At 69.6% G+C, this 21,973-nt stretch carries 19 protein-coding genes, 1 tRNA gene and 1 pseudogene; 9 read left to right on the top strand and 12 right to left on the bottom strand.

Annotation, left to right across the window (positions count from 1 at the left end; all coding sequences use genetic code 11):
• Positions 1–3 precede the first annotated feature (3 nt).
• Positions 4–816, bottom strand: coding sequence for an amidohydrolase family protein (locus tag QH290_RS34570; protein ID WP_280270117.1), 813 nt, complete (start codon positions 814–816; stop codon positions 4–6).
• 18 nt (positions 817–834) lie between these two features.
• On the bottom strand, positions 835–1,434 hold the full coding sequence (locus tag QH290_RS34565) for a TetR/AcrR family transcriptional regulator (protein WP_280270116.1): 600 nt from the start codon (positions 1,432–1,434) through the stop codon (positions 835–837).
• 93 nt (positions 1,435–1,527) lie between these two features.
• Here QH290_RS34565 and QH290_RS34560 point away from each other — a divergent pair, with 93 nt between their 5' ends.
• Positions 1,528–2,313 carry an alpha/beta fold hydrolase gene (locus QH290_RS34560; protein WP_280387540.1) on the top strand — a complete coding sequence of 262 codons (786 nt, stop codon included), beginning with the start codon at positions 1,528–1,530 and terminating at the stop codon, positions 2,311–2,313.
• On the opposite strand, the gene QH290_RS34555 is transcribed toward QH290_RS34560, so the two are convergent.
• The 4 genes from QH290_RS34555 to QH290_RS34540 form a co-directional block, all read right to left on the bottom strand.
• Positions 2,300–4,366, bottom strand: a complete 2,067-nt coding sequence (locus tag QH290_RS34555; RefSeq protein WP_280387538.1) for a neutral/alkaline ceramidase — start codon at positions 4,364–4,366, stop codon at positions 2,300–2,302. The genes QH290_RS34560 and QH290_RS34555 overlap by 14 nt on opposite strands.
• A gap of 201 nt (positions 4,367–4,567) precedes the next feature.
• A complete protein-coding gene (locus QH290_RS34550; RefSeq protein WP_280387536.1) occupies positions 4,568–6,955 on the bottom strand; it encodes a beta-glucosidase family protein in 2,388 nt (795 codons plus the stop codon).
• Between the two features lie 268 nt (positions 6,956–7,223).
• Positions 7,224–7,700, bottom strand: coding sequence for an SRPBCC family protein (locus tag QH290_RS34545; protein ID WP_280387532.1), 477 nt, complete (start codon positions 7,698–7,700; stop codon positions 7,224–7,226).
• Positions 7,701–7,814: 114 nt separating this feature from the next.
• The gene (locus tag QH290_RS34540; RefSeq protein WP_280387530.1) at positions 7,815–8,375 is read right to left on the bottom strand and encodes a DUF8176 domain-containing protein; all 561 of its coding nucleotides are present in this window, start codon (positions 8,373–8,375) and stop codon (positions 7,815–7,817) included.
• Positions 8,376–8,703: 328 nt separating this feature from the next.
• On the opposite strand from QH290_RS34540, the gene QH290_RS34535 reads away from it, so the two are divergent.
• Positions 8,704–8,780: transfer RNA gene (locus tag QH290_RS34535), tRNA-Pro, on the top strand.
• 471 nt (positions 8,781–9,251) lie between these two features.
• Here the strand turns inward: QH290_RS34535 and QH290_RS34530 are convergent.
• Positions 9,252–10,661 carry an MFS transporter gene (locus tag QH290_RS34530; protein WP_280387528.1) on the bottom strand — a complete coding sequence of 470 codons (1,410 nt, stop codon included), beginning with the start codon at positions 10,659–10,661 and terminating at the stop codon, positions 9,252–9,254.
• Positions 10,662–10,739: 78 nt separating this feature from the next.
• Here QH290_RS34530 and QH290_RS34525 point away from each other — a divergent pair, with 78 nt between their 5' ends.
• The 3 genes from QH290_RS34525 to QH290_RS34515 all read left to right on the top strand — a co-directional run bounded on the left by QH290_RS34525 (position 10,740) and on the right by QH290_RS34515 (position 13,201).
• Positions 10,740–11,351, top strand: coding sequence for a TetR/AcrR family transcriptional regulator (locus QH290_RS34525; protein ID WP_280270109.1), 612 nt, complete (start codon positions 10,740–10,742; stop codon positions 11,349–11,351).
• A gap of 135 nt (positions 11,352–11,486) precedes the next feature.
• Positions 11,487–11,993 carry a MarR family winged helix-turn-helix transcriptional regulator gene (locus tag QH290_RS34520; RefSeq protein WP_280387526.1) on the top strand — a complete coding sequence of 169 codons (507 nt, stop codon included), beginning with the start codon at positions 11,487–11,489 and terminating at the stop codon, positions 11,991–11,993.
• Positions 11,990–13,201: a multidrug effflux MFS transporter gene (locus QH290_RS34515; RefSeq protein WP_280387524.1), complete on the top strand. Its 1,212-nt coding sequence runs from the start codon at positions 11,990–11,992 to the stop codon at positions 13,199–13,201. The genes QH290_RS34520 and QH290_RS34515 overlap by 4 nt, the downstream gene beginning before the upstream one ends.
• A gap of 208 nt (positions 13,202–13,409) precedes the next feature.
• On the opposite strand, the gene QH290_RS34510 is transcribed toward QH290_RS34515, so the two are convergent.
• Complete coding sequence (locus tag QH290_RS34510; protein ID WP_280387522.1) at positions 13,410–13,649, bottom strand: hypothetical protein; 240 nt, start codon at positions 13,647–13,649, stop codon at positions 13,410–13,412.
• A gap of 291 nt (positions 13,650–13,940) precedes the next feature.
• Between QH290_RS34510 and QH290_RS34505 the strand changes: the two genes are divergently transcribed.
• Positions 13,941–14,573, top strand: coding sequence for a hypothetical protein (locus QH290_RS34505; RefSeq protein WP_280387520.1), 633 nt, complete (start codon positions 13,941–13,943; stop codon positions 14,571–14,573).
• Positions 14,574–14,585: 12 nt separating this feature from the next.
• Here QH290_RS34505 and QH290_RS34500 read toward each other — a convergent pair whose 3' ends face one another.
• Positions 14,586–17,552 (bottom strand): ATP-binding protein, encoded by a 2,967-nt coding sequence (locus QH290_RS34500; RefSeq protein WP_280387518.1) that lies wholly within the window; start codon positions 17,550–17,552, stop codon positions 14,586–14,588.
• Between the two features lie 233 nt (positions 17,553–17,785).
• On the opposite strand from QH290_RS34500, the gene QH290_RS34495 reads away from it, so the two are divergent.
• On the top strand, positions 17,786–18,757 hold the full coding sequence (locus QH290_RS34495; protein WP_280387561.1) for a phosphatase PAP2 family protein: 972 nt from the start codon (positions 17,786–17,788) through the stop codon (positions 18,755–18,757).
• A 106-nt stretch (positions 18,758–18,863) separates the two neighbouring features.
• Here the strand turns inward: QH290_RS34495 and QH290_RS34490 are convergent, their stop codons facing one another.
• The 3 genes from QH290_RS34490 to QH290_RS34480 form a co-directional block, all read right to left on the bottom strand.
• On the bottom strand, positions 18,864–19,013 hold the full coding sequence (locus tag QH290_RS34490; RefSeq protein WP_280387516.1) for a hypothetical protein: 150 nt from the start codon (positions 19,011–19,013) through the stop codon (positions 18,864–18,866).
• Positions 19,014–19,140: 127 nt separating this feature from the next.
• The gene (locus tag QH290_RS34485) at positions 19,141–20,286 is read right to left on the bottom strand and encodes an FAD-dependent monooxygenase (protein ID WP_280387515.1); all 1,146 of its coding nucleotides are present in this window, start codon (positions 20,284–20,286) and stop codon (positions 19,141–19,143) included.
• Positions 20,283–20,747, bottom strand: coding sequence for a GbsR/MarR family transcriptional regulator (locus tag QH290_RS34480; RefSeq protein ID WP_280387514.1), 465 nt, complete (start codon positions 20,745–20,747; stop codon positions 20,283–20,285). Before QH290_RS34480 ends, QH290_RS34485 begins: the two co-directional genes overlap by 4 nt.
• A 29-nt stretch (positions 20,748–20,776) precedes the next feature.
• Between QH290_RS34480 and QH290_RS34475 the strand changes: the two are divergent.
• Both QH290_RS34475 and QH290_RS34470 read left to right on the top strand, forming a co-directional pair.
• Positions 20,777–21,022, top strand: a pseudogene (locus tag QH290_RS34475) (preprotein translocase subunit SecY); the annotation flags it as partial.
• Between the two features lie 16 nt (positions 21,023–21,038).
• Positions 21,039–21,926 (top strand): LuxR C-terminal-related transcriptional regulator, encoded by an 888-nt coding sequence (locus QH290_RS34470; protein ID WP_280387512.1) that lies wholly within the window; start codon positions 21,039–21,041, stop codon positions 21,924–21,926.
• The last annotated feature ends 47 nt before the right edge of the window (positions 21,927–21,973 follow it).

Genomic DNA, 21,973 nt, shown 5'->3' with positions numbered 1-21,973 from the left:
CGCTCACAGGCGAAATACCCTGCGCGCGTTGCCTTCCAGATACAGCTCCCGTACCTCGTCGTCGAGGCCGAGCTTGTCCAGCCCGGCGAGGGCCTGGGCGGGCGCGATCATCGGGAAGTTCGATCCGAACAGCACCCGATGGCGGCCGGTGCCGGTCCGCAGATACGAAATCAGTTCCCGCGGTAGCCGTTCGGTGGTGTAGGCGGAGGTATCGATGACGACGTTCTCGTGCTTGCGAGTCACCGCGATCATCTCCTCCGTCCACGGATAGCCGACATGACCGCACACGACGGTCAGTTCCGGGAAGTCCAGCGCGATCTGGTCGATGTACGGTATCGGCCGCCCGGTTTCCGAGGGCCGCAGCGGTCCGGTGTGCCCGACCTGGGTGCAGAACGGGATGCCGAGTTCCACGCATTCGGCGAACAGCGGATAGAACCGCCGGTCCGTCGGCGGGGTCTCCCACAGCCACGGCAGCACCCGCAGGCCCTTGAACCCCTCGTCGCGCACGCGCCGGCGCAGCTCGCGTACGGCGTTCATGGGCCTGCGCAGATCGACCGAGGCGATCCCAGCCAGCCGATCCGGCGCGGCCGAGACGCACCGTGCCACCTCGTCATTGGAGATCAGCTCACCCTCCGGCGCATGCCAGGCGGTGATCAACGCCCGGTCCACTCCCCCGGCGTCCATGGCATCGAGGGTGGCCGACAGTGGAATCGGCCCGGACGGGATGCCGCCGCCGGTCCAGCGGCGCAGCGCCGCGAACATGTCCTGCGCCAGGAATTCGGCGGTGGGATGCTGAGCCCAGACATCGATCGTCATGGCACGCACGTCCTTTCGTCAGACAGCTTGTAAACCTGCCCACGCCGCCGCGCCCAGGGACGCGGCGAACTCGGTGGGACGCTTCCTGATTCGCCCGGCCAGCCACAGCTTGCCCGTCTCGTGCGCGGGCGCGAAGACGATGGCGTACAGCAGGTTCGGGTCGACGGCCTCCGGCAGCGCACCGCAGCGCTGTTGTTCGCGCAGCCACGCCTGCAACCGGCGGCCGAACGCCCGATTGATCTCGCGCAGCGGTTCGCGGCCGCGCGCGCTGGCCGCCACGGTGTCGCGGTGGGCGATCACCGAGCGAGCGGCGCGCGGATGCTGCTCGTACCACCGCAGCTCGTACTCGACGAGGGCGCGGATCGCGGACGCCGCGTCGGTTCGGGCGCCCAGTGTCTCAAGGACGCCCTCCTGGAATCCGGCGAGGGCGTCCACGACCAGCGCCGCCAGCACGCCGTCCTTGGACCCGAAATGGTGGTAGAGCGATCCGTTGCTCACCCCGGAGGCCGCGGTCAGCTCCGCGATCGACACCGTGTCGTAGCCGCGGACGTCGAAAAGCTCCGCCGCCGCGCTCAGCACGGCGGCACGGGCATCGGGGCGAGTGGATTGCCGATTCATTAGAGCACCACTCTAGAACGCCACTCCAATGCGGCACAAGTGCCCCGCCGAGGCGCCCTGCGCGGCGGCGGGACCGCAGGAGAGAATCGGCCCGTGACCGCATCACCGCTGATCCTGTTGCACGGCGTCACCATGTCCGGCCGTGTGTGGGACGCCCTCGTTCCCGCCCTGTCGCGCCACCACCGTGTGCTCGCGCCCACGCTGTGCGGCCATCGCGGCGGGCCACCTCCGCCACACCGCCCGGTGCGCATCGACGATCTCGTCGACGACGTGGAACGGCGGATGGACGAACGAGGCTGGGACACAGCCCATCTCGCCGGGAACTCGCTCGGCGGATGGATCGCGATCGAACTCGCGCGGCGCGGACGGGCCCGCAGCGTCTGCGCGCTCTCCCCCGCCGGATTCTGGGACGCGGGCGCGCCCAGCCACACCGGCGGGACCTCGGTCATCTCCCGAGCCGCCCTGCTCACCAGGCTCACCCGCCCGGTCGCGCCGCTCGGCCTACGCTCGGCGGCCGTGCGCCGCACCGCGTTTCGTGACGTCTGCGCGCGGGGCGACCGGCTGACGCCGCGGGCAGCGCTCGGCATCGCCGACGATCTGCTCGACTGTCCGATTCTCGGCGACGTCCTCGCCACCCGATCGCAGATCGCGCCGCTGGATCCGCTGCCGTGCCCGGTGACGCTGGCATGGGCCGCCCGCGATCGCATCCTGCCGATCTCGGTCAACGGCGCCGTCGCGCGAGAAAGGCTGCCGCGGGCGCGTTTCGAGATCCTCGGCGGTGCCGGTCACGTGCCGATGATCGACAATCCGCGACGGGTCGTGCGCGCGATACTCGACACCACCGGCGCGCTGCGGGACGACGGGCTCAGCCGACGGTGAACTCCGCCGAGGTTCCCGTGAACCGCGCGACGACCCCGGCCGCATCCCTGCTGTCGCCGGTGTACTCGATGCGGTAGCGGCCGGGCTCGGCGTCGTCGGGCACCGTCCAGCGGATCTCGACCACCGAGGCCGCGGGCTGGCCGTCCGGGCGCGCCCAGTGCAGTTCGGTGCACCAGTCGTTGTCGTCGAAATCCCGGCGCCAGCCGCCGCCCACGCTGCGCTGCACCTCGAAATAGGTTCCGCCGGTGTGGAAATCGTTGTTCGGATGGGCACCGACGAATTCCACCGAAACGGTCTGTCCCGTTTCATAGCCCGGCCGCGGCTGGGTCAGGACATCGCCGAAGGCACGTCCGGGCGGGGGCGCGTCCGGCGGCACCGCGGGCAGCAGATTCGGTTGCGCGCCCGAGGTCCAGTCCAGCGGCGCCGGTCCGCGGCCGAGGTCGACCCGCGCCGCCAAAGCCCGTGCGAGCCGGTCGAATTCCTGCATGTACGCCGACAGCGTCCAGCGCCCGTACAGGGTCTCCCCGCCCTCGTACTGCTGCGAGACGTACTCCTCGGGCGTGGTCACATAGCCGTTGTAGCCGTTGGCATAGCCCTGCAGCAGCACGTTCTCCACCGGCACCGACAGCGCCCGGGCCACCAGGCGCCGGATCCGCAGTCCCGACACCACGGTGTATTCGGCGGGCCCGGAGGCGAGCACCAGATCGCCGATGCGCATGATCTGGATCGGCACCACCAGCGGGACCCACGGCCGCGGCGGGAGAATGCCCAGTGGTGCGACAATCAGCTTGGGGGCCTGGGCATCTCGCATCCACTGCTCGATCGGCGCGTCCACGCCGCCCAGCGCGGCCACCACCGGGTTGGTGTCGCCCTCGTGCAGGAACGGCAGCTGAGTCTTCCAGTTGTCCTCGGAACTGGTGGCCGCGGCCGCCGTTCCCATCATCGCCGGGGCGGTGCGCGCGGGCTTTCCGTCCGGCGTGTAGGCACCGTCGATCGCGGTATCGCCCATGTCCACATAGCGCAGCACGGCGTCGACACCGCGGCTGCCCATCGGCCGCGCCGACGCGAAAGCCGCACGGCCCGCCTGATATTGGCGTTCCCCGATGAGCGCGCAGTTGGCTCGGTTGTCGTCGGTCGGCCCGGACGGACGCCAGGGCGTCAGGTTCAGGTTCGGCGTCATATCGCCCGCATTGGTCTGCGCGAACGCCGCCACGAAACTCGGCGGGCCGTCCAGGTGACGCACCCCCATCTCGTCGTGCTCCCAGCGGTAGCTGGCGTAGCCCTTGTTGTCGACCGAGATCAGGGTGTTGTGGTCGGTGAGCGAGGTGCCGTGGGTGGCGAACCAGGTGATCGCGCCGACATCCTTGCCGCCCTGGCGCAGTCGCAGCACCGTCACCTGCGGGTCGATGCCGCCCGGCAGTTCCGCCTTGTCCTCGGCGGGGTTGAGCTCGAAGGCCTCGCGCGAGCGGTTGGCGCTGGCGTCGTGCAGTTCGCCGTGGCCGAGCAGGACGGTGCCGGGCGCCAGGCGCTCGTGCGCGCCGACGATCGCGGCGACGATCCCGTTCACCTCGGCATCGTGCGAATTCTGCTGAAACCCGTAGGCGGCAAGGGAATAGGCGTATTCGCGGGCGGTGCCGCCGCACGAGTTGTGGTTGTGCGTGGCGTTCAGGTTGACATTGCGCTCGGTGTAGAGGTCGCCGAACCGCCGCGCCAGCCGTTGCAGCACCGCCAGGTGCACCGACTGGAACAGGCAGGCGATATCCGCGGTGACGAAGACGATCCGGTCCCCGGTGGCCTGGTCGACGACGATGTAGGCGCGGGCCCAGCAGCGGCCGAGCAGGCCGGTGGCCACCTGATCCAGCTCCGAGTAGCCCATCATGCCCTGCCCGGCGACCGCGCCGGTCACATCGGCCATGCCGCACCCGACCAGGTACCCCTCGGCTGCGCCGGTACGCGGGACCGGCTGGGCCGCAGCGGGGTTCCCGCCCGCCACACCGGCCGCGAGCGTGGCGGCCGCCGTACCGGCCAGCATCGATCGCCGGGAAACCACCACGGTCGCTCCTTCGGCTCCGGGACGCGAGATCGGTAGCGAGCCCGTCGCCCTCGTTGTACGTCTCGTTCGCGGAAGCGTACTGGACGATCGTCCAGCTTGCTAGGGTTGTGCGGCAAGTAGCGGCCCTACCTGCCGCGATACGCGCAGCGCCCGAACCTACCGCGCCGCGTTCGCTCGCAACGATGCGCCCGGAGCCTGTGGTCAGACGACGACCTCGGCCGCCAAGGGCAGCGCGATGACCGAAGTGCCGACGTGCACGCCGAAGACCCCGGACTCGACCGCCCACCCGTCCGCCGTCCAGTGCTCGAATGCCCGCTGCGGCAACGCGATCTCGACCCGCTGGGACTCCCCCGGCTCCAGCGTCACGGTGGCGAAGGCGGCCAGCCAGCGCACCGGGCGGTCGATCGCGCTGTGCTCGCGGGACAGGTACACCTGCACCACCTGCTTGCCCGCGCGCTCGCCGATATTGGTGACCGTGACGGTGACGGTCCTGCCGCTGACATCCAGATTGCGCAATTCCCAAGTGGTGTAACCGAGTCCGTGCCCGAACGGGTACGCGGGTTCCACACCGGCGCGCAGCCATGCCCGGTAGCCGATGTGCACGCCCTCCGCGTAGGTCAGCGTGCCGTCGTCGGGGGTGGTGTTCAGCACCGGGACGTCGGCCATGGTCTTGGGCCACGTGGTCGGCAGGCGGCCGCCGGGTTCGCGCACGCCGGTCAGAACATCGGACAGCGCCGCCCCGAATTCCTGGCCCGGGAACCAGGACAGCACTACCGCGGCGACGTCGTCGCGCCACGGCATCTCCACGGGCGCACCGGAATTCACCACCACCACGGTGCGGGGGTTCACCGCCGCCACGGCGGCGACCAGCTCGTCCTGGCGGCCCGGCAGGCGCAGAGTCGCCCGGTCCACGCCCTCGCTCTCGATCTGCTCGGTGGTGCCGACCACCACGACCGCGACATCGCAGGTCCGCGCCGCCTCGACCGCCGCCGCGAACTCCTCCTCCGGTGCACGCCGGGGACGGTCCGCGCCGAGCGTCACGCCGAGAAACACACCCAGTCCCGGCATCGCCGTCAGATTGCCGATCGTGATGCGGACATCGACCTCCTGGCCCTCGGTCAGCACCCGGGTCACCACGCGCTGCGGCGGATCCAGCAGTGCGGCAACGGGATCGCTGCCCTCGAATCCGACGTCGCCCTCGGCCACGGTCTCCCCGTCCAGGTCGAGCCGGACGTGCCCGAGCGCCCCGACCCCGATCCGCCACTCCCCGGACCGGTCGGCGCGCAAGCGCGCGCGCAGTTCGACCGCCGACGCGCGCTCGGCCGACGGATCGCCGAAGAGGACGAGATTCCCGGCGGCACGATGCTGTGTGTCGAGGACCGCGTCACCGTCCAGATAGCGCAGGCACAGTCCCGGCGTGCCGGTTTCGGGGTCGGTGATCAGGTCCAGCGGCACCGGGGACAGCGCATCCGACAGCCGGACGCCCGGCGTGTAGGTGACCGGCAGGACCTCTCGCAGCCCCCGCAGCGGGGTGCTGGTGTGCGCCGGGATCACCGTGGCGCTGCCGCCGCCCATCAACCGCGGCTCGGCGGCGGGCGCGCCCAGCAGCGCGACCGTCGTGCCGGGGCGCAGCGGCAGCACGCCGTCGTTGCGCACCAGCACCATCGCCTCGGCGGCGGCACGGCGCACCAGTCCGCGCGCCTGCTCGTCGGTGAAATCCGGTGCGGGACTCGGGGTTCCGTCGAGCGCGCCGACGCGCATCGCGAAACGCAGGATGCGCCGGACCTTCTCGTCGATCGCCGCTTGCGGCACCGCCCCCGCGCGCACCGCCTGCAGCAGCGGCTCGCCCCACAGCGCGGGCGGTCCGGGCATGCACAGATCCGTCCCCCGCGCCGCGCCCTCGGTCGAGCGCACCGCGGTCCAGTCCGACACGACCACGCCGTCGAAACCCCAACTGCCCTTGAGCGGTTCGTCCAGCAGCGGGTTCTCGGTCATGGTGGTACCGTCGACGGAGTTGTAGGCCGCCATCACCATCCAGGCGCCCGCCCGCACGCTGCGCTCGAACGGATACAGGTACAGCTCGCGCAGCGTGCGCTCGTCCGCGCGCACGTCGACGGTGAAGCGGTCGGTCTCGGAATCGTTGGCCACGTAGTGTTTCGGGCACGCGCTCACCCCGTGGCGCTGCACGGACCGCACGTACGCGTCGGCCATCTCGGCGGTGAGCATCGGATCCTCGGAGAAGCATTCGAAATGCCTGCCGCCCAACGGAGATCGATGCAGGTTGATGGTCGGGCCCAGCACCGCGTACACGTCCTTGCGGCGCGCCTGCGCCGCGATCAGGCCACCGATATCGCCGAGCAGGTCCCGGTCCCACGTCGCGGCCAGCGCGGTACCCGACGGCAGGCTGACCGACGGGTCGCGCTCGTCCCAGTTCTCGCCGCGCACCCCCGACGGACCGTCGGACACCGGCATCTCGGCCAGCCCGATCGCCGGATCGCCCGCCATGCGGAACATTCCGGCCCCGGAGATCAGCCGCACCTTGCCCGGCAGATCCAGCTTCGCCAGCAACTCCTCGATCCGGTCGTCCATGCGCCGCCCCGTTCCTGTCGACTGCGTATCCCGCCCGAGGCTACCCGACCGACCACTCGGTCAACCTCGGGTCGCCGAACGTCCTCCATGCTCACCTCGGCACGCCATCACCGCTATCGCGACACGCCGCTTCATGGGTCTGTCGGGTCGAAAGGAGGATGCACCCGGCCTGGGCAACGAGCATGCCCGCGTTTCGTACCGTGGACTGGGCGGACTGGTTGCGAACCCGGCGTGTCGGCGTGAGGCCCGGTCCTGGACGGTCCGGCTCTCAATCGGCGTGCGAACGCCCTTCGGCAAAGGACGCCAAGTTGGCCAGCGAGGATGCGATTCCGGCCTCATGGGCGGCTCGGTCGATCCCGGCGGGCACGTCCGTCGCGGTCACGGTCACCTCGGTGCCCTCGCCCGAGGCAGTGAGGCTCCAAGTCATGGTCATGGTTCCGGCGAACGACGGATCCTCGGCGTCGAAGACGGCCTTCTGCACGACACGTCGCGCCGGTATCAACTCCGCGAAGGCGACGTCGACGACATCGGTCGCCCCGGAGGTCTTGCCGGGGTTGTCGACGGGATCGAGGTAGGTCAGCACCATGTGAAATCCGCCGCCGGGCCGTGCATCCCAGGCGGTGATGCGGCCGCGCATCCCTGACGGCGGCAGCCATGCCTCGAGGGAATCCCGATCGACGAGAGCGTCGTAGACGGTTGCGGGCGAAGCCGCGATGGTCCGGCTGACACGGTCGGTCCTACCCATGAGCAGAGTCTAGGCCCTCGGAAGACGCCTTCCCCTGCCCTCCGAGTCCGAGTACACGGTCGCACCGGCGCCGCGCTGCGCGTCATTTCGGTGCGCGCGTCGGTTGGGCTGTAGCTATCGGCGCGGGCGTACCGGGTCGATTCGGGTGATCGCCGTCGCACCCTCGCGGACCTCGACGGCCACTTCCTGGCGATAGGTGCGCACCGACCGGTCCAGCCGGTTTTCGATGATCGTTACAGCGAACCGACCGTCCGGCATCGGTGCGATCTCCACGCAGTGGCGGGTGCCGATCGGAACCGTCGCTATCCCGACGTCGATCACCGCCGCCGGTGACACCCACGCGTCCGGCGTCGTCACCGCCCGCGCCCGCATTCCGGAGCGGGCCACGTAGTAGGCGTGCTGGAAGGCCAGGATCACATCGGGGCCCGACACCGTCGACCCCGTACCGTTCCCGCGCACCAGCCGCGCCGTCCGGGTCGGCAGGCACTCGGGCCCGCCGCCGAGCGTCAGGTCGGCCGCGCCCACCAGCGCCTCGGGCCTCGGCAACGGCGTATGCGCGTCCACCCTCCCCAGTACCACCAGCCCGGCCACCGCCACCGACCCGATCATCGCCGCCGACCCCACCAGCATCCCCCGCCGCCGGACAGGCCGCCGCGCCCGCGCCGTCGTGATCATTCCGGGCCAGACCGGCGCGGGCCCGGCCCCGCGAGCCAGATCCCGAAGCGGCCCGCCCGCCCTCGGCACCCCACTCCCCGACGACCGCCGACGCGACCTCCGCTGCACCATGCCCACCGCACCCCTTTCCGATGCGCGCCGCCTCACCACCCGATCCGGCGATCAATATCGTTGGGCGATAACAAGATTGCACATCCCGCCCCACCGCGCCCCCCGAACCCGACAACTCCCCACCCGACACGCCCCACCACCCCCACATCGTGGCGATTTGGCGACATCGGGGGGTCCTGGGGTAATCTCATCGAGCACCCGCCGCAAGCGGGAGCAACGGGCTGTGGCGCAGCTTGGTAGCGCACTTGACTGGGGGTCAAGTGGTCGCAGGTTCAAATCCTGTCAGCCCGACCATGGACCACCTGCCGGTACCCCGGCAGGTCGGGCCGGTCGAAGACGCCCGCCATCATCGCGCACAGCGCATGCTCCGTCGAGTCCTGCAGAAATCGATTCGAGTCCGTTATAGCCGAGCAGGCGACGGAAACTCGGTAACCATCAGCGGACTCGGCTCCGCGAACGGGCGATGACCTGATTTTCAATAGGTGCGGGAGGGTAGCAATACCGACGATCGCAACAGGGGTTCCGGCAGCCGGTCAGCGTGGGACCGGCGCCCCCGCAGGATCGGCAGCTTGGTGATCAGCAGAAGACCGCGCCGACGTAAAAGCGGATCAGCGCTGATTGTCCTTCGTTCGCGTCGGTGGCGGGCGCTCGACCTGATCGTCGGCGTACCACAGTCCGGCATCCGCTGACGGCCACGGGTCACTGTGCGGGAAGCCCGCGACCGATGCGCGACGCCGGCCCGCCAGCTCGCCTACGCCGAGGAATTCACCGACCTCCTCGCCGCCCACACCGATGGCCGGGCAACAGCCACGCCAGCGCCGCGACCGCGAGCATGATCGCCGCCATCGCCTCGAACGCCCGCCCGTACGCGGACGCCCCGATACCGGCCGGGACGGCGAGGGCGACCAGGACGGCCAAGCCCAGTCCGCCACCGATCTGCTTGGTGGTGTTCATCAATCCCGACGCTGCCCCCGCCTCGGCCGTGTCGACACCGGAGGTGACCGCCGTGGTCACCGGAGTGTTCAGCAGTCCGCTGCCGACACTGAAAACTATTGCGGGGCCGAGGATTCCGGCGACATACCCGGCGCCGGGACCGAGACTGCTCTGCCACCAGAAACCGGCCGCCGCGAGCACGCCACCGGCCGCGATCACCACCCGCGAGTCGATGCGTGCCATCAGCCAGGGCGTTACGCGCGTAGCGACCACGACCGCGACCAGAGTGTGCGGCAGGAATGCCAGGCCGGTCTGCAGCGCGGTGTAGCCGAGGACGTTCTGCATGCCCAGGGTCAGGAAGTACCACATCGGATTCAGGCACGCCCCCGCCAGCAGCATCATCACATTCCCCACCCCGACCGACCGAATCCGCAACAGCCGCAACGGAACCAACGGCACCGCCACGCGTGCCTCCACCACCGCGAACCCGGCCAGCAGCACCAGCCCCGCACCGATCCCGCCCAGCGTCCACGGCGCCGCCCAGCCAGCGGTCGCGGCCTGCGCCACACCGAACGCCAGCGCACCCAGCCCGCCGGTGGCCAGCACAGCCCCGGCTACATCGATCCGGCTGCCGTTGTCGCGCAACCGATCCCGGGGAACGAACCGCAGCGCAGCCAGCGCAGCGAGGACACCGACCGGCACATTGATCAGCAGTGTGGACCGCCACGACAGGAACTCCGTCAGCACACCGCCGAGGAGGTTGCCCGCCGTACCACCCGCCAGCCCGACCGCCGTCCACGCCGCCAGCGCCCGCGTCCGCCGCGGACCCTCACCGACCGACGTGGTCAGGATCGTCAACGTCGCCGGAGCCAGCACCGCCGCCCCCACACCCTGTCCCGCGCGAGCCACCACCAGGACCGCCGCCGACGTCGCCAGGCCACCCGCCAGACTCGCCGCGGTGAACACGCCGAGCCCGGCCAGGAACACGCGGCGCCGCCCGACCAGGTCCGCCAACCGGCCGCCGAGCAGCAGCAGTCCGGCGAAGGTCAGCGCGTAAGCGTTGACCACCCACTGCAGGCCGGTCTCGGCGAACCCCAGCCCGTCACGGATCGACGGCAGCGCCACGTTCACCACCGACACGTCCAGCACCACCATGAACTGCGCCGCGCACACCACCGCCAGCAGCGCGCCCAGCCCGACGGTGCCCGTGCGATCTCCGGCCGCCGAATCCACGGTCGCCATCGGCCACCTCCCGCCAATAGTGATACACCTGTACCCTATACATCTGTATCAGAATTGCGAGCAGGGAGGAACGCCGAGGTGCCGAGGACCGCCGACCACACCGCGCGACGCGCGCAGATCGCCGACGCACTGATCCGGGTGGCCGCCCGCGACGGCCTGCACGCGGTATCGATGCGGTCGGTCGCCAGCGAGGCCGCGGTGTCACTTCGCTTGGTGCAGTACTACTTTCAGACCAAGACCGGCCTGCTGATCGGCGCACTGCGACATCTCGAACAGCAGTCCCGGCAGCGGTGGGCCGATCGTTTGCGCGGACTGCCGGATCCACCACCCCCGCGTGCGTTCGTGGAAGCGTTCCTCGCCGAGGCCTTGCCGACCGATGAACCCAGCCGGGTATTCCATCTCGTCGGCACCTCGTACGCGATGCTCGCACTCACCGACCCCGAACTCGCCGCACAACCGTTCGCCGCCGGAATCGACCGCCTCGAACACCAACTCGCCGAGACACTCACCCGCGCCCGCGACCACGGCGACCTCGCCCCCGGCCTCGACCCGCAATTCGAAGCGACACGACTGGTGATGATGGTCAACGGCCTGGGAACGAGCACCCTGGCCGGGCACCACACCACCGACTACGCCCTCGCCGTGCTCCACGATCACCTCGACCACGTCTTCCCGAGCACCGGACTCTGAATCGGCACACGACCACACCACCACGGGAACCGGAAGCAACGGCCCGGCGCACGACAACTTTATTAAGCCCATGCGTAGCACTATTCGATGAATTACGCATTGACTGTCCTTAATAGAAAGCGTTAGCTTGTAATTATGGATGTCGATGATCACGCTGCCGAGGATCTGCGGTTGGCCGAGTCGGTGCGGTGGGCGGTGTCGCGGCTGTCCTCGCGGCTGCGTGCCGAGCAGCCGGGCAGCGGGAGACCGTTGACGCGGCTGGCGGCGTCGGTGCTGGCGAACCTCGCGCACAGTGGCCCGTTGACGGCATCGAGACTGGCGGCCATCGAGGGACTGCAAGCGCAGTCGCTGACCCGCGTCCTCAACGAACTCGACGACCTCGGCCGAATTCGCCGCTCCCGCAGCGACATCGATGCCCGGCAGCACAACATCGTGATCACCGAGGCAGGACGCGAAGCGCTGCGCGAGCATGTGCGCGACGGCAACGCGTGGCTGGCCGCCGCGCTGCGTCACGGCCTCAGCGACGCCGAACGCGGCGTGCTCGCGATCGCCGCCGGACTGCTCCGCGACGTCGCCGACACCGACGTCACCACGGGCACCACGGCCCCGTCCCGGGACGACGGTGCGGCACCCGCGCTATGACCACCCATAGGGCGCTGGCCCCGAAACCGGTGGCGCAGCGAAGGTTTCGACTGCTGCTGGTGCTCGCCGGGCTCAGCGGCGCCGCACCACTGGCCACCGACATGTACGTGCCCGGCCTACCGGACCTGGCCGCCTCGCTGGGCACCGACACCTCCGGCGCGCAAATGTCGCTGACCGGATTCCTGGTGGGAATCATCGTCGGCCAACTGATCCTCGGACCACTCAGCGACGCCGTCGGCCGCCGCCCGGTCCTGCTGACGGGCACCACCGGATTCACCGCCCTGTCCGCGGTCTGCGCGCTGGCCCCGACCATCGCGGTCCTCGACGTGGCACGGTTCGGGCAGGGCGTGAGCGGCGCCGCCGGGATCGTCGTCGCCCGCGCCGTGGTCGCCGACCTGTTCGACGACCACGACATCGCCGCGATGTATTCCCGCCTCGGCGCCATCACCGCCGCCGCACCGGTTCTCGCGCCGATGGCAGGCGGAGCTCTGCTACTGATCCTGCCGTGGCGTGGCGTCTTCGCGGTACTCGCCGCCTTCGGCCTGATCCTCGTCGTCGGCGTCTGGCGGTGGATCCCCGAATCGCACCCGCCGCAGGCCCGGCTGTCCGGCGGCATCACCGGCGGGCTGCGCGCGATCGCCGCCCTGGCCACCCGCCGCGCGGTGATGGCGCCGGTGCTGGCGTTATCATTCGGCGGCGCAGCGGTTTTCGCCTACATCGCCGGTACGACCTTCGTCTTCCAGGACATCTACCACCTCACACCCGCGACAGCGAGCCTGGTCTACGGCAGCAACGCCATCGGAAACATGCTCGGCAGCCTCACCTACGGACGACTGGTGAAACATCGGCCACCGCAAACACTGCTCGTCGCCAGCGCCGCGGTCGCCGCGACCGGATCCGCGCTGCTGTTCCTCGCCTCCGCCACCATCGGCTCCCCCATGGCCCTCACCTGGGTGTGTCTTCTGTTGTCGCTCACCGCATTCGGCGTCTTCTTCCCCGCCGTGGTCACCATCGCCCAGCAACGCGGACGCACCGCCCCCGGCGCCACCTCCGCGCTCCTCGGCAGCGGCCAATTCCTCCTCGGCGCCGCCGCCTCCCCGATCGTCGGACTCTTCGGAACCCACACCCCCGCACCCATGGCAGCCGTCATGACCGTCGCCCTCACCCTGGCCACCCTCGCCGCCCTCACCACCGCACGCCGTCCGTAGAAAGCAATTCGGCAACTGGCGATGCGCCTACCCACTCAGGACTCTGCGACGAAAGGTTCTGTCCGGCAAGCGAGATACACAGCCGATGCCCCGATGAAGACTACCGACGACCGCGCGCACACAGGTCGGCGACTCGCCTCGTCAGCGAAACCACTTGCCGCACAGCAGATTCAACCAATCTGCCGCACAAGAATCGGCGCGGCGGACGTCAGCGACCGAAGCCTACGAGGGTCGACGCCAGCTCCGGGACCTCCAGCACCTGTAATGCCTGATCACGCACCTCGGGGCAGGTGCGGGTTGTGGCGTCGTCGACAATCGAGGTGTCGCGGACGACCTCGTAGTTGAGCCCCTCGGTGCGGGCAGCCCAATTGTGCACCGTGCCGTTGAAGCTGGCCCTCCCGGCGACGGAACCATGGTCACGCCACGTATCGATGTCCGGGGCGATCATGTCGCACGGTTGCCGTGCGGCCGCAGGTGTGATCCTCGTCGTCGGTACCGGTCGTTGTCGTCGCCATGGGCGATGTCGTCACCGTGGCGGTGGGGCGCCGCCTTCATCGTCGCCGCAGGCCGCCAGTGTCGCTCCCACCGCCATCAAGCCGACGACCACCATCGACCGCCTGCGCTTGCTCCGTGACATGAGCATGTGCCGTCTCCTCTGGATCGGGAACCTTATGGCGGCAGTGGTTCGACAGCGATCCGGCAGACCGCTTCGGGATGCTGTGCGGGGAGGTGATCGACGATGATGTTCATCGAATTGTTCTTGTCCGCGGGTGCGCTGGATCCGGCGCAACGGCGGCGGGTTGCCCAGCGTCTGGGCACCATTCACGAGTTGGGCGCCGGTGAACCCGGCAGCGACGAGGAGCACATGGCACCCCGGTCGGCGGCCGTATTCGCATCGATGGTTCAAGTGGTGGTGCACGAGCCGCAGCTCTGGGTCGCCGGTGAGCACGCGCTCACCGCGCAGGATCCTCCGCACTGCCTGATCCGAATTCATGTTCCGGGACCGTGGCGCAAGGATATGAGCGAGACGTTGATCTCCTACGCGACCCGGATCGTCTCCGACGAGTTCGACGACACGGAGTTGCCGTACCGCCGACCGACGGTGCAGGTGCACGTCGTCGGGATCTCGGAGGGAAGCGTCGGGATGCTCGGGCGGATGATGAAATCCGAAGACCTCGTCGAGATGTTGAGTGATCCGTATCGGGCGGACGCGGAGTCGGGGAAAGCGCTGCAAGACCCGATGTGCGGCGTGCTCGTCCCGCTCGACGACAACACCGCCACACTCGAGATCGACGGTGAGCTGTATGCGTTCTGTTGCCGCGGCTGTCGCGCCGAGTACGTGGCGAAACGGGAGAAGGCAGCGCGGGCCTGACCTCGAGCGGAATCAGTAGGCCCGGATTGTGGCAAGGGCGTTCGCGGAGTCCAGACCACATCCGCGCTCGTACTCGTTTCGGTAGCCCTGCAGAGCATCCGTCAGCCGCGCGACGTCGGGGTTGCCGGAGTTGGGGCCACTGCGCAGCGCGTGGGCGACGCCGAGGATCTCGGCCGCCCGTTCGGGCTCGCCGCGCCGGTGGGCCAGATCGGCCATCCCCACCGCCACGTGGGCGAGCATCGGCATATCGGGCAGGGCGATGGCGATATCCCGCGCTTCGCTCAGATACGTTGCCGCGGCGGCGAAATCGCCGGTAGCCAGTGCGAGATATCCCGCACCGGCCGCATACAGGGCGCGCTCGGGCGGATCGGCGGCACCCGCGGCGTAGCCGAGATGTCGCTGCGCCTCGGCGAGGTCGCCCTCGTGGCGGGCCAGGTCGGCGAGGGAGATCCGGGCAAGGGTGATCTCGTGCGGGGCCGCGCCTCGGGTGAGCACCTCCGACAATCGCTTGCGCGCGGTCTCGACATCCCCGGCGTCGATACGGACCATGGCCAGCCAGACTTGCTGACCGTCGTGGGTGCCGAGTTCGCGGGCGAGCGATTCCGCCTCGTCCAGCGCGGTCAGGGCCGCGGCGGTGTCACCGGCAGTGATCAACGCACTGGCCAGCGACATCAGCGACAACGACAACGCCCATCGCTCACCGCTGCCGCGAAAGCTCTCGACGGCTGCGGCGATATCGCGTCGGCCGTCATCTCCCCGGCCCGCCGCGCCGCGCAACAGCGAGCGCGCGAACCACAGCAGTCCTCGCGTCCACGGATCTGGGTGTTCCAGATGCGGTTCCAGCGTTGCCAATCCGCCATCCGTGTTGTCGGTGGCGAGGTCGAGCAGGGCACAGATGAACGCGGCGGTCGGTTCATGCACGGCGCCGGGGCGTTCCACGGTCGCCGCGGCGGTGCCGAGACTGCCCGCGAAGGTCGCGTTGAGCAGGTAGACGGCGGTTGCGCGCAGCCGCGCGTCGGCCGGGGCGAGACCGGACATCGAGAGGATCTCGCGCAGTTTCCCGGTGGCTTGCGCGTGATCGCCGTGGACGGTCCAGAACTGGCCGAGTGCGGCGCCGAACCGGATGGCCGCATCGGTATCTTCGGCGTCCACGGCGAACGCGAGTGCCGCGTTCATGTTGTCTCGTTCTGCCGCAAGGCGAGTCAGCCACGAAAGCTGTCCGGCGCCGCGCAGGTGTGGCTCCGCCCGTTCGGCAAGCTCGAGGTAGTAGGAGGCGTGGGTGGTGCGAGTGGCGGCGAGGCGGCCGGTCGCGGTCAGCTGCTCCACTCCGAACTCGCGGATGGTGTCGAGCATCCGATACCGGCCTTCCGCGTACTCCAGCAGCGATTTATCGACCAGAGCATGCAGGGCGTCTGCCGTGATGCCGACATACTCGGCGGCGTCACCGCCGAAGCTGCCCGAGAATGCCGCTGCCTGTTCCGCCGCGGCACGTTCGGTGTCGGTGAGCAGGTCCCAGCTCCACTCCACCACAGCACGCAATGTCCGATGCCGGGCAGGCGCGGTGCGGCTGCCGCCGGTCAGGAGTCGGAATCGGTCGTCCAGCCGGGTAGCGAGCGTGTCGATCGACATCGATCGCAGGCGAACGGCGGCCAGCTCGAGGGCCAGCGGCAAGCAGTCCAATCGGCGGCAGATCCGATCGACATCGCCGGTCGGCACGAAGTCGGGTCGCACAGCTCGCGCCCGCTCGGCGAACAGCTGCGCCGCGGAATCCACGTCCAGCGGCGCGACCGGAAACAGCGCCTCGCCGGTGATGCCTAGTGGTTCGCGGCTGGTCGCCAGCACCCGCAGCCGCGGGCATCGGCCGAGTAGCTCCGCCGCCAGCCGCGCGACCGCCGCGACCACATGCTCACATCCGTCGAGTATGACCGCCGCCTCACGGTCCGCGAGCGTCTCGACCAGACGAGATGTCGCATCCACCGAGTCCCGTAGGCCGAGGGCGGCCACGACGGCGCGGGGCACATCGTCGGGACGTGTCACCGGCCCGAGCTCCACGAGCCAGACCGGGATATCGAGACCGGCGCCGGTCGCGGTGGCGAGGCGGGTCTTACCCACTCCGCCGGGCCCGACCAGGGTCACCAGCCGGTTGTCCAGGAACCGTCGGCCGACCTGACGCCGATCGGCCTCGCGGCCGACGAAACTCGTCAACGGCGCGCGCAGGTTCCCGCGGACGTGCGACCACTCCGTGTCGCCGCGCAGCATTCGCAGATGCAGTTCGCGCAGCTCCGGCCCGGGATCGGTACCCAAATGCTCGGCGAGCACGGCGCGGTAGTCCTCGTACGCGGACAGCGCTTCGGTCTGCCTGCCGCTCATGGCCAACGCACGGATGAGCAGGCCCCGCAACCGTTCCCGCAGTGGGTTGGCGGCGATCAGCTGATTCAGCTCCACCGGGAGCAGAGCTCGCTCCGGGGAAGACCCACTCAGCAGCGCCTCGATCCGGTCTTCGGCGGCAGCCAGCCGCAGGTCGTCCAGCCGCGCAGCCACCGCGGCCGCGAAGGGCAGATGCGCGACATCGGCCAGCGCCTCGCCCCGCCACAACCCCAACGCCTCGGCGAGCAGGTCCTGGGCCGCGCCGTGGTGTCCGGCGCCGAGGGCCCGACGCCCCTCCGCGGCCAGCCGCTCGAAACGCAGGGCGTCGACCGCGTCGACCGGAATGTCCAACCGGTATCCCGCCGTCTCCGCACGCAGCACCGACGATTCCGGCAGCGATCGCCGCAGCCGCGCCACCAGGGAATGGAGCGCGGCGTCCGGATGAGCCGGAACATTCTCCGGCCACACCGATTCCACCAGCGTCCGCGCGGACACCACACGGCCCGCCTCCAGCGCCAGCCGTATCAGCAGCGCCCGCGACCGCACCCCACCCACCACCACGCCCCGGTCATCGGCGACAACCCGCAGCGGACCCAGAACCTCGATACGCACAGCACGATTCTCCAGCGTCGCCACCGGGGTCGGCGACAGCCCGGGTACACGGCCGGGCACCAGCCGCCACGTCAACCTCGCGCACGTCACCTACCTGCCCTGAACTCACCCCGGTAGCCGCAGGCGTCCACCCGTCTGAACGCGCGTGGAACACTGGGTGAATGGCGGGGTTGTCGACAGAACCGTCCCGGGCGGCGGCATCGGTGACCGGGGCCGTGAGTGGGCGCTGGCTGATGCGCAATGTCGTGCGGTATGCGTATCTGATCGCGCTGGTCGTCGCGCTGGTCACCGGGGTTCTTCCGGCCGGTCGGCTGCAGGAGGCCGTGTGGATTCTCGCCGGGATCGTCGCGTTCGCGATCGATCGGCCGTGGCGTGATCACGTCCGGGTCGTTGTCGACTGGCTTCCGCTCATCGGTGCGCTGCTGCTGTACGACTACACCCGCGACCTCGCCGACACCGCCGGAATGCCCGTCCGTATCAGCGAACTCGTCGACGCCGAGCGCTGGTTGTTCGGCGGTACCGTGCCGACGGTCTGGCTGCAGGAGCACCTCGCCGCCGACGGTCAGCCCTGGTGGACACCGATCATCGGCGTCGTGTACACCACCCACTTCGTCCTGCCCTGGGCGGTGGCGGCGATCTTCTACCTGTACTCACGCCCGCTGTGGTCGCGGTATATGCGCCGCCTGCTCGTCGTGTCGTATCTCGCGCTGATCACCTATGTTCTCGTGCCCGCCGCACCGCCCTGGTACGCGGGCCGGGAGGGAGCGATCACCGAGGATGTCCACCGCATCTCCGGGTTCGGGCTGGGCGTGGTGGACCCCGATGTGAGTGCGCGCTGGCTCGAAGAGCACGGCAACTACGTCGCCGCGCTGCCGTCGTTGCATACCGCGTTCGCGGTCCTGGTAGCGACGGCGTTGTGGCCACTGGCGCGACGGTGGTGGCTGCGCCTGCCGCTGGCGCTGTTCCCGATTGCCATGGGGTTCACCCTCGTCTACGGCGGCGAGCACTACGTCGTCGACGTCCTGCTCGGCGCGATATACGTAGCGGTCGCCGCGCTGCTGGCCGGGCTGTGGGAACGCCACGGAACCATACGTCTTGCGGCGCAAGACATATCGGCCGATGACCACATCGGTACTGCTCGGTCTTCCGGGCCGCGACACCGAGAGGCCGGGACGACGTCGGCACCGGCCGACGAATCCTGTTGAGCGACAGGGCCCCGCCGGTCGACCTCGACCAGCATCGCTCGCCGTGCGCACTATTCGGGGAATGACACAACGGGCGAACACGAAACCGGGCAGATTCGAGCCCGGACTACGGCACTGTGAGTTCCATTCCCGTCAATCGGTCCTCGTCCGCGACCGCGTTGATCTCGGCGATGCGTTCGCCCGCGAAGGTCACGACCAGCGTCAGAGTGCCGCGCGGGGCCAGTACCATGCCGGGCTCGCCGTCGAGCATGATCACGCGGGCAGGCTGCGCTCTCCCACAGAACGCTGCGGCGAGAACTAGGCCACCGTCGAAATCGGTCCCGGCTCCCAGCGGGCGGGCCGCCTCGCCTTCGTCGCTCGGGGCCGGTTGAACTTGCCGTGTCTCACGGCGTGACGGCCGGGAGGTGCGGTGGCTTCCAACGCCAGGTCGGGTTCGAGTCCGGTGCGATGCCGCGGCGCCACAGGGCCGCCGGCATCATGCGGATCATGGTGGTCATCGGGCGGTAGGCCGATCGTGAGGTGGTGCGGCGGCCGTCGGATCGGGCGCCGCGGGCGGCGGCTTGGGTGCGGGGCCGTCGCTGGGTGTCGTAGTGCCGCAGTGCGGTATCGATGGTCGGTTCGGTCGCGAGGGCCGCGGCGAGGACGACGGCGTCTTCGAGGGATTGACCCGCGCCTTGTCCACGGTCCGGGCTCATCGCGTGGGCGGCGTCGCCGAGCAGCGCGACCCGGTCGGCGATATAGCTGGGCAGGGGGTCGAGATCGTGGATGTCGATGTGGATCACCGCGTCGGATGCGGTGGTGGCGACCAGCTGCGGGATGGGGTCGTGCCAGTCACCGATGCGGGCGGACAGTTCCGACTTCTCGTCCCGGTAGCGGATTCCCGGGGTGTCGGCGGTGGTGACGTAGGCCCAGTAGGTACGGCCCCTGGCGATCGGGTGGATCAGGAAGTATCCGCCGCGTCCCAGGGTGATACTGCCCGGCAGGTCCGGGACCTCCGTGACGCCCAGCCATGCCGTGCGGCCGAGGAACTGCGGCGTGGTGCCGGGCCACAGGTACTGCCGGATCGTGCTGTGGATGCCGTCCGCGGAGACCACCAGGTCGCCGGTGAATTCGGCGTCTCCGCACGCCACGGTCACCCCGTCCCGGTGCCGCCGCACCGCGGTGACCGTGTGCGCGGTGTGCACGTAGTCGGCGGGCAGCGCGTCCAGCAGAATTCGATGCAGGTCGGCGCGATGGAATGCGAGCAACGCCGGTGTATCGGCGAGCCGGGCGCGCTGCAGGTAACGCCCGTCCGGGACACGGAGGTTGCCGGAGGCGTGGGTCGGCACCCCGGTCGCGCGGGCCTGCTCGCCGACACCGAGTTCGTCCAGCGCCCGCATCGCGTTGGGAGCCTGCGACATCCCGGCGCCGATCTCACCGAGTTCCGACGCACGCTCCAATACCGTTGCGTGCCAGCCGATCCGGCGCAGGGCCACGGCTGCGGCCAGCCCGCCGATTCCCGCACCGACCACAATGGCCCGTCCGGTCATGACTCCTCCTCGGTTCCGTGGTTCAGCGGCGGCGCGTCGTCGAAGACCTTGGCCATCCACTCGAAAGTGTTGTGCGCCTGCCGGATTCGATCGGCGCGGTCGTTCCCGGGACCTAGCAGGGTAAGACCGTCGCGGGTGATGTCGAGAAACGCCGCGATCCCGGCGATCTGCTGCCGCAGCACCACCGCCCACGCGTCGTCGGCCAGCCGGTAGTACACCGTCCGCTCCCCGCGCCGGGTCCGCCAGGTCAGAAATCCCATGCCCTGCAACAGCCGCAGGTTCGACGTCAGCGATGCCCGGCTGGCGCCGATACCCGCACAGATCTGCGCGGCCGACTGCTCCGGCGGATCGCACACCATCAACCAGCCCAGTACCCGCCCGGCGATAGGCGGCACACCATCGCGGGCGACGTACATCGCGACCCGTTCGACCCACTCCAGGACATCCTCGGACGCTTCCACCAATTCACCCCTTACATCAATTTCAGTACCGCCCCGGTCGGCCGACCGCCGACCACCTGAGTCACGTACTCGGCCGCATCACCCTGCCCGGTTCCATCTATCTCGGCGCGGTCGCGATCCTGCCGACCCTGCTGCTGAACATGGGATCCGGTGCGGCGCAGAACATGATGTTCGCGGGTAGCTCGGCGCTGATCGTGGTGAGCGTCGGTCTGGATACGATCAAACAGATCGAGAGTCGGCTGATGAGCAAGAGCTACGCGGGCTTTCTGCGCTGAACCGGAGGGACACACCATGGCCGCTTCCGCACGTCGTTTCCTGGCCCGGGCGGCATCGTCGTTCGGACTCGCCCTGACCGCCACGGCGTTGACGGCGGGCTACGCGCACGCCGACATCCCGATCGCCGGGCAGGGCGACTCGACGGTGGTCCAGTGCGATTCGGATCCCGCGGTCGCCGCCGCGCCGGGCGAACGGAACGTCGAATGCGACCGATGCGATACGGTACCGCGTGCCGAAACCGCACGAAACGCAACGATTTCGGTACTGGTCGTCGGCGATCAGGGAGTATTCCGTTCGGGCCTGCGCGCGGTCGTCGGCGGCCGCTCGGACCTGCGCTACCTGCCGGAGACCACCGACGCGGCCACTCTCCCCGCCGACATCCGGCGCCTGCGGCCGGACATCGCGCTCCTCGATCTCGACATCCCGAGCCTCGATGCCATGATCACCGCCGACCCGGAACAGACGTTCGGCAGCACTCGAATCCTCACCTTCACCGACCACGTCACCGACGAGAACGTCTACCGCGCAATGCGTCTCGGTGCCAGCGGGCTCCTCACGAAGAACCTGGGGTCGCGGCAGCTGATCTCGGCCATCCACCGCACGGCGCTCGAGGACGCCCTGATCGACCCACGCCTCACCCGTCGTGTGACCGCGCGCCTGGCCAACGGAACCAACCCGTTTCCGCCCGCGCCGGAAGCGGATTCGCTCACCACGCGCGAGTCCGAGGTCCTGCTCCTGATCGCCGCGGCGCACACCAACCCGGAGATCGCGGACATCCTCGGCATCGGCGAGCAGACCGTCAAGACCCACGTGTCCAACGTGCTGGCGAAACTCGGTGTCCGCGATCGCGTGCACGCCGCGGTCTACGCCCACACCCACCGGCTCACTCACATCGACCGATGAGTTTGTGGCTCCCGGCCGGTCGAAGCTCATGACACCCTAGGAAAGGA

This window comes from Nocardia wallacei (assembly GCF_029869545.1).
Lineage (GTDB): Bacteria > Actinomycetota > Actinomycetes > Mycobacteriales > Mycobacteriaceae > Nocardia > Nocardia wallacei_A.
This window is presented reverse-complemented; position numbering and strand designations above follow the sequence as displayed.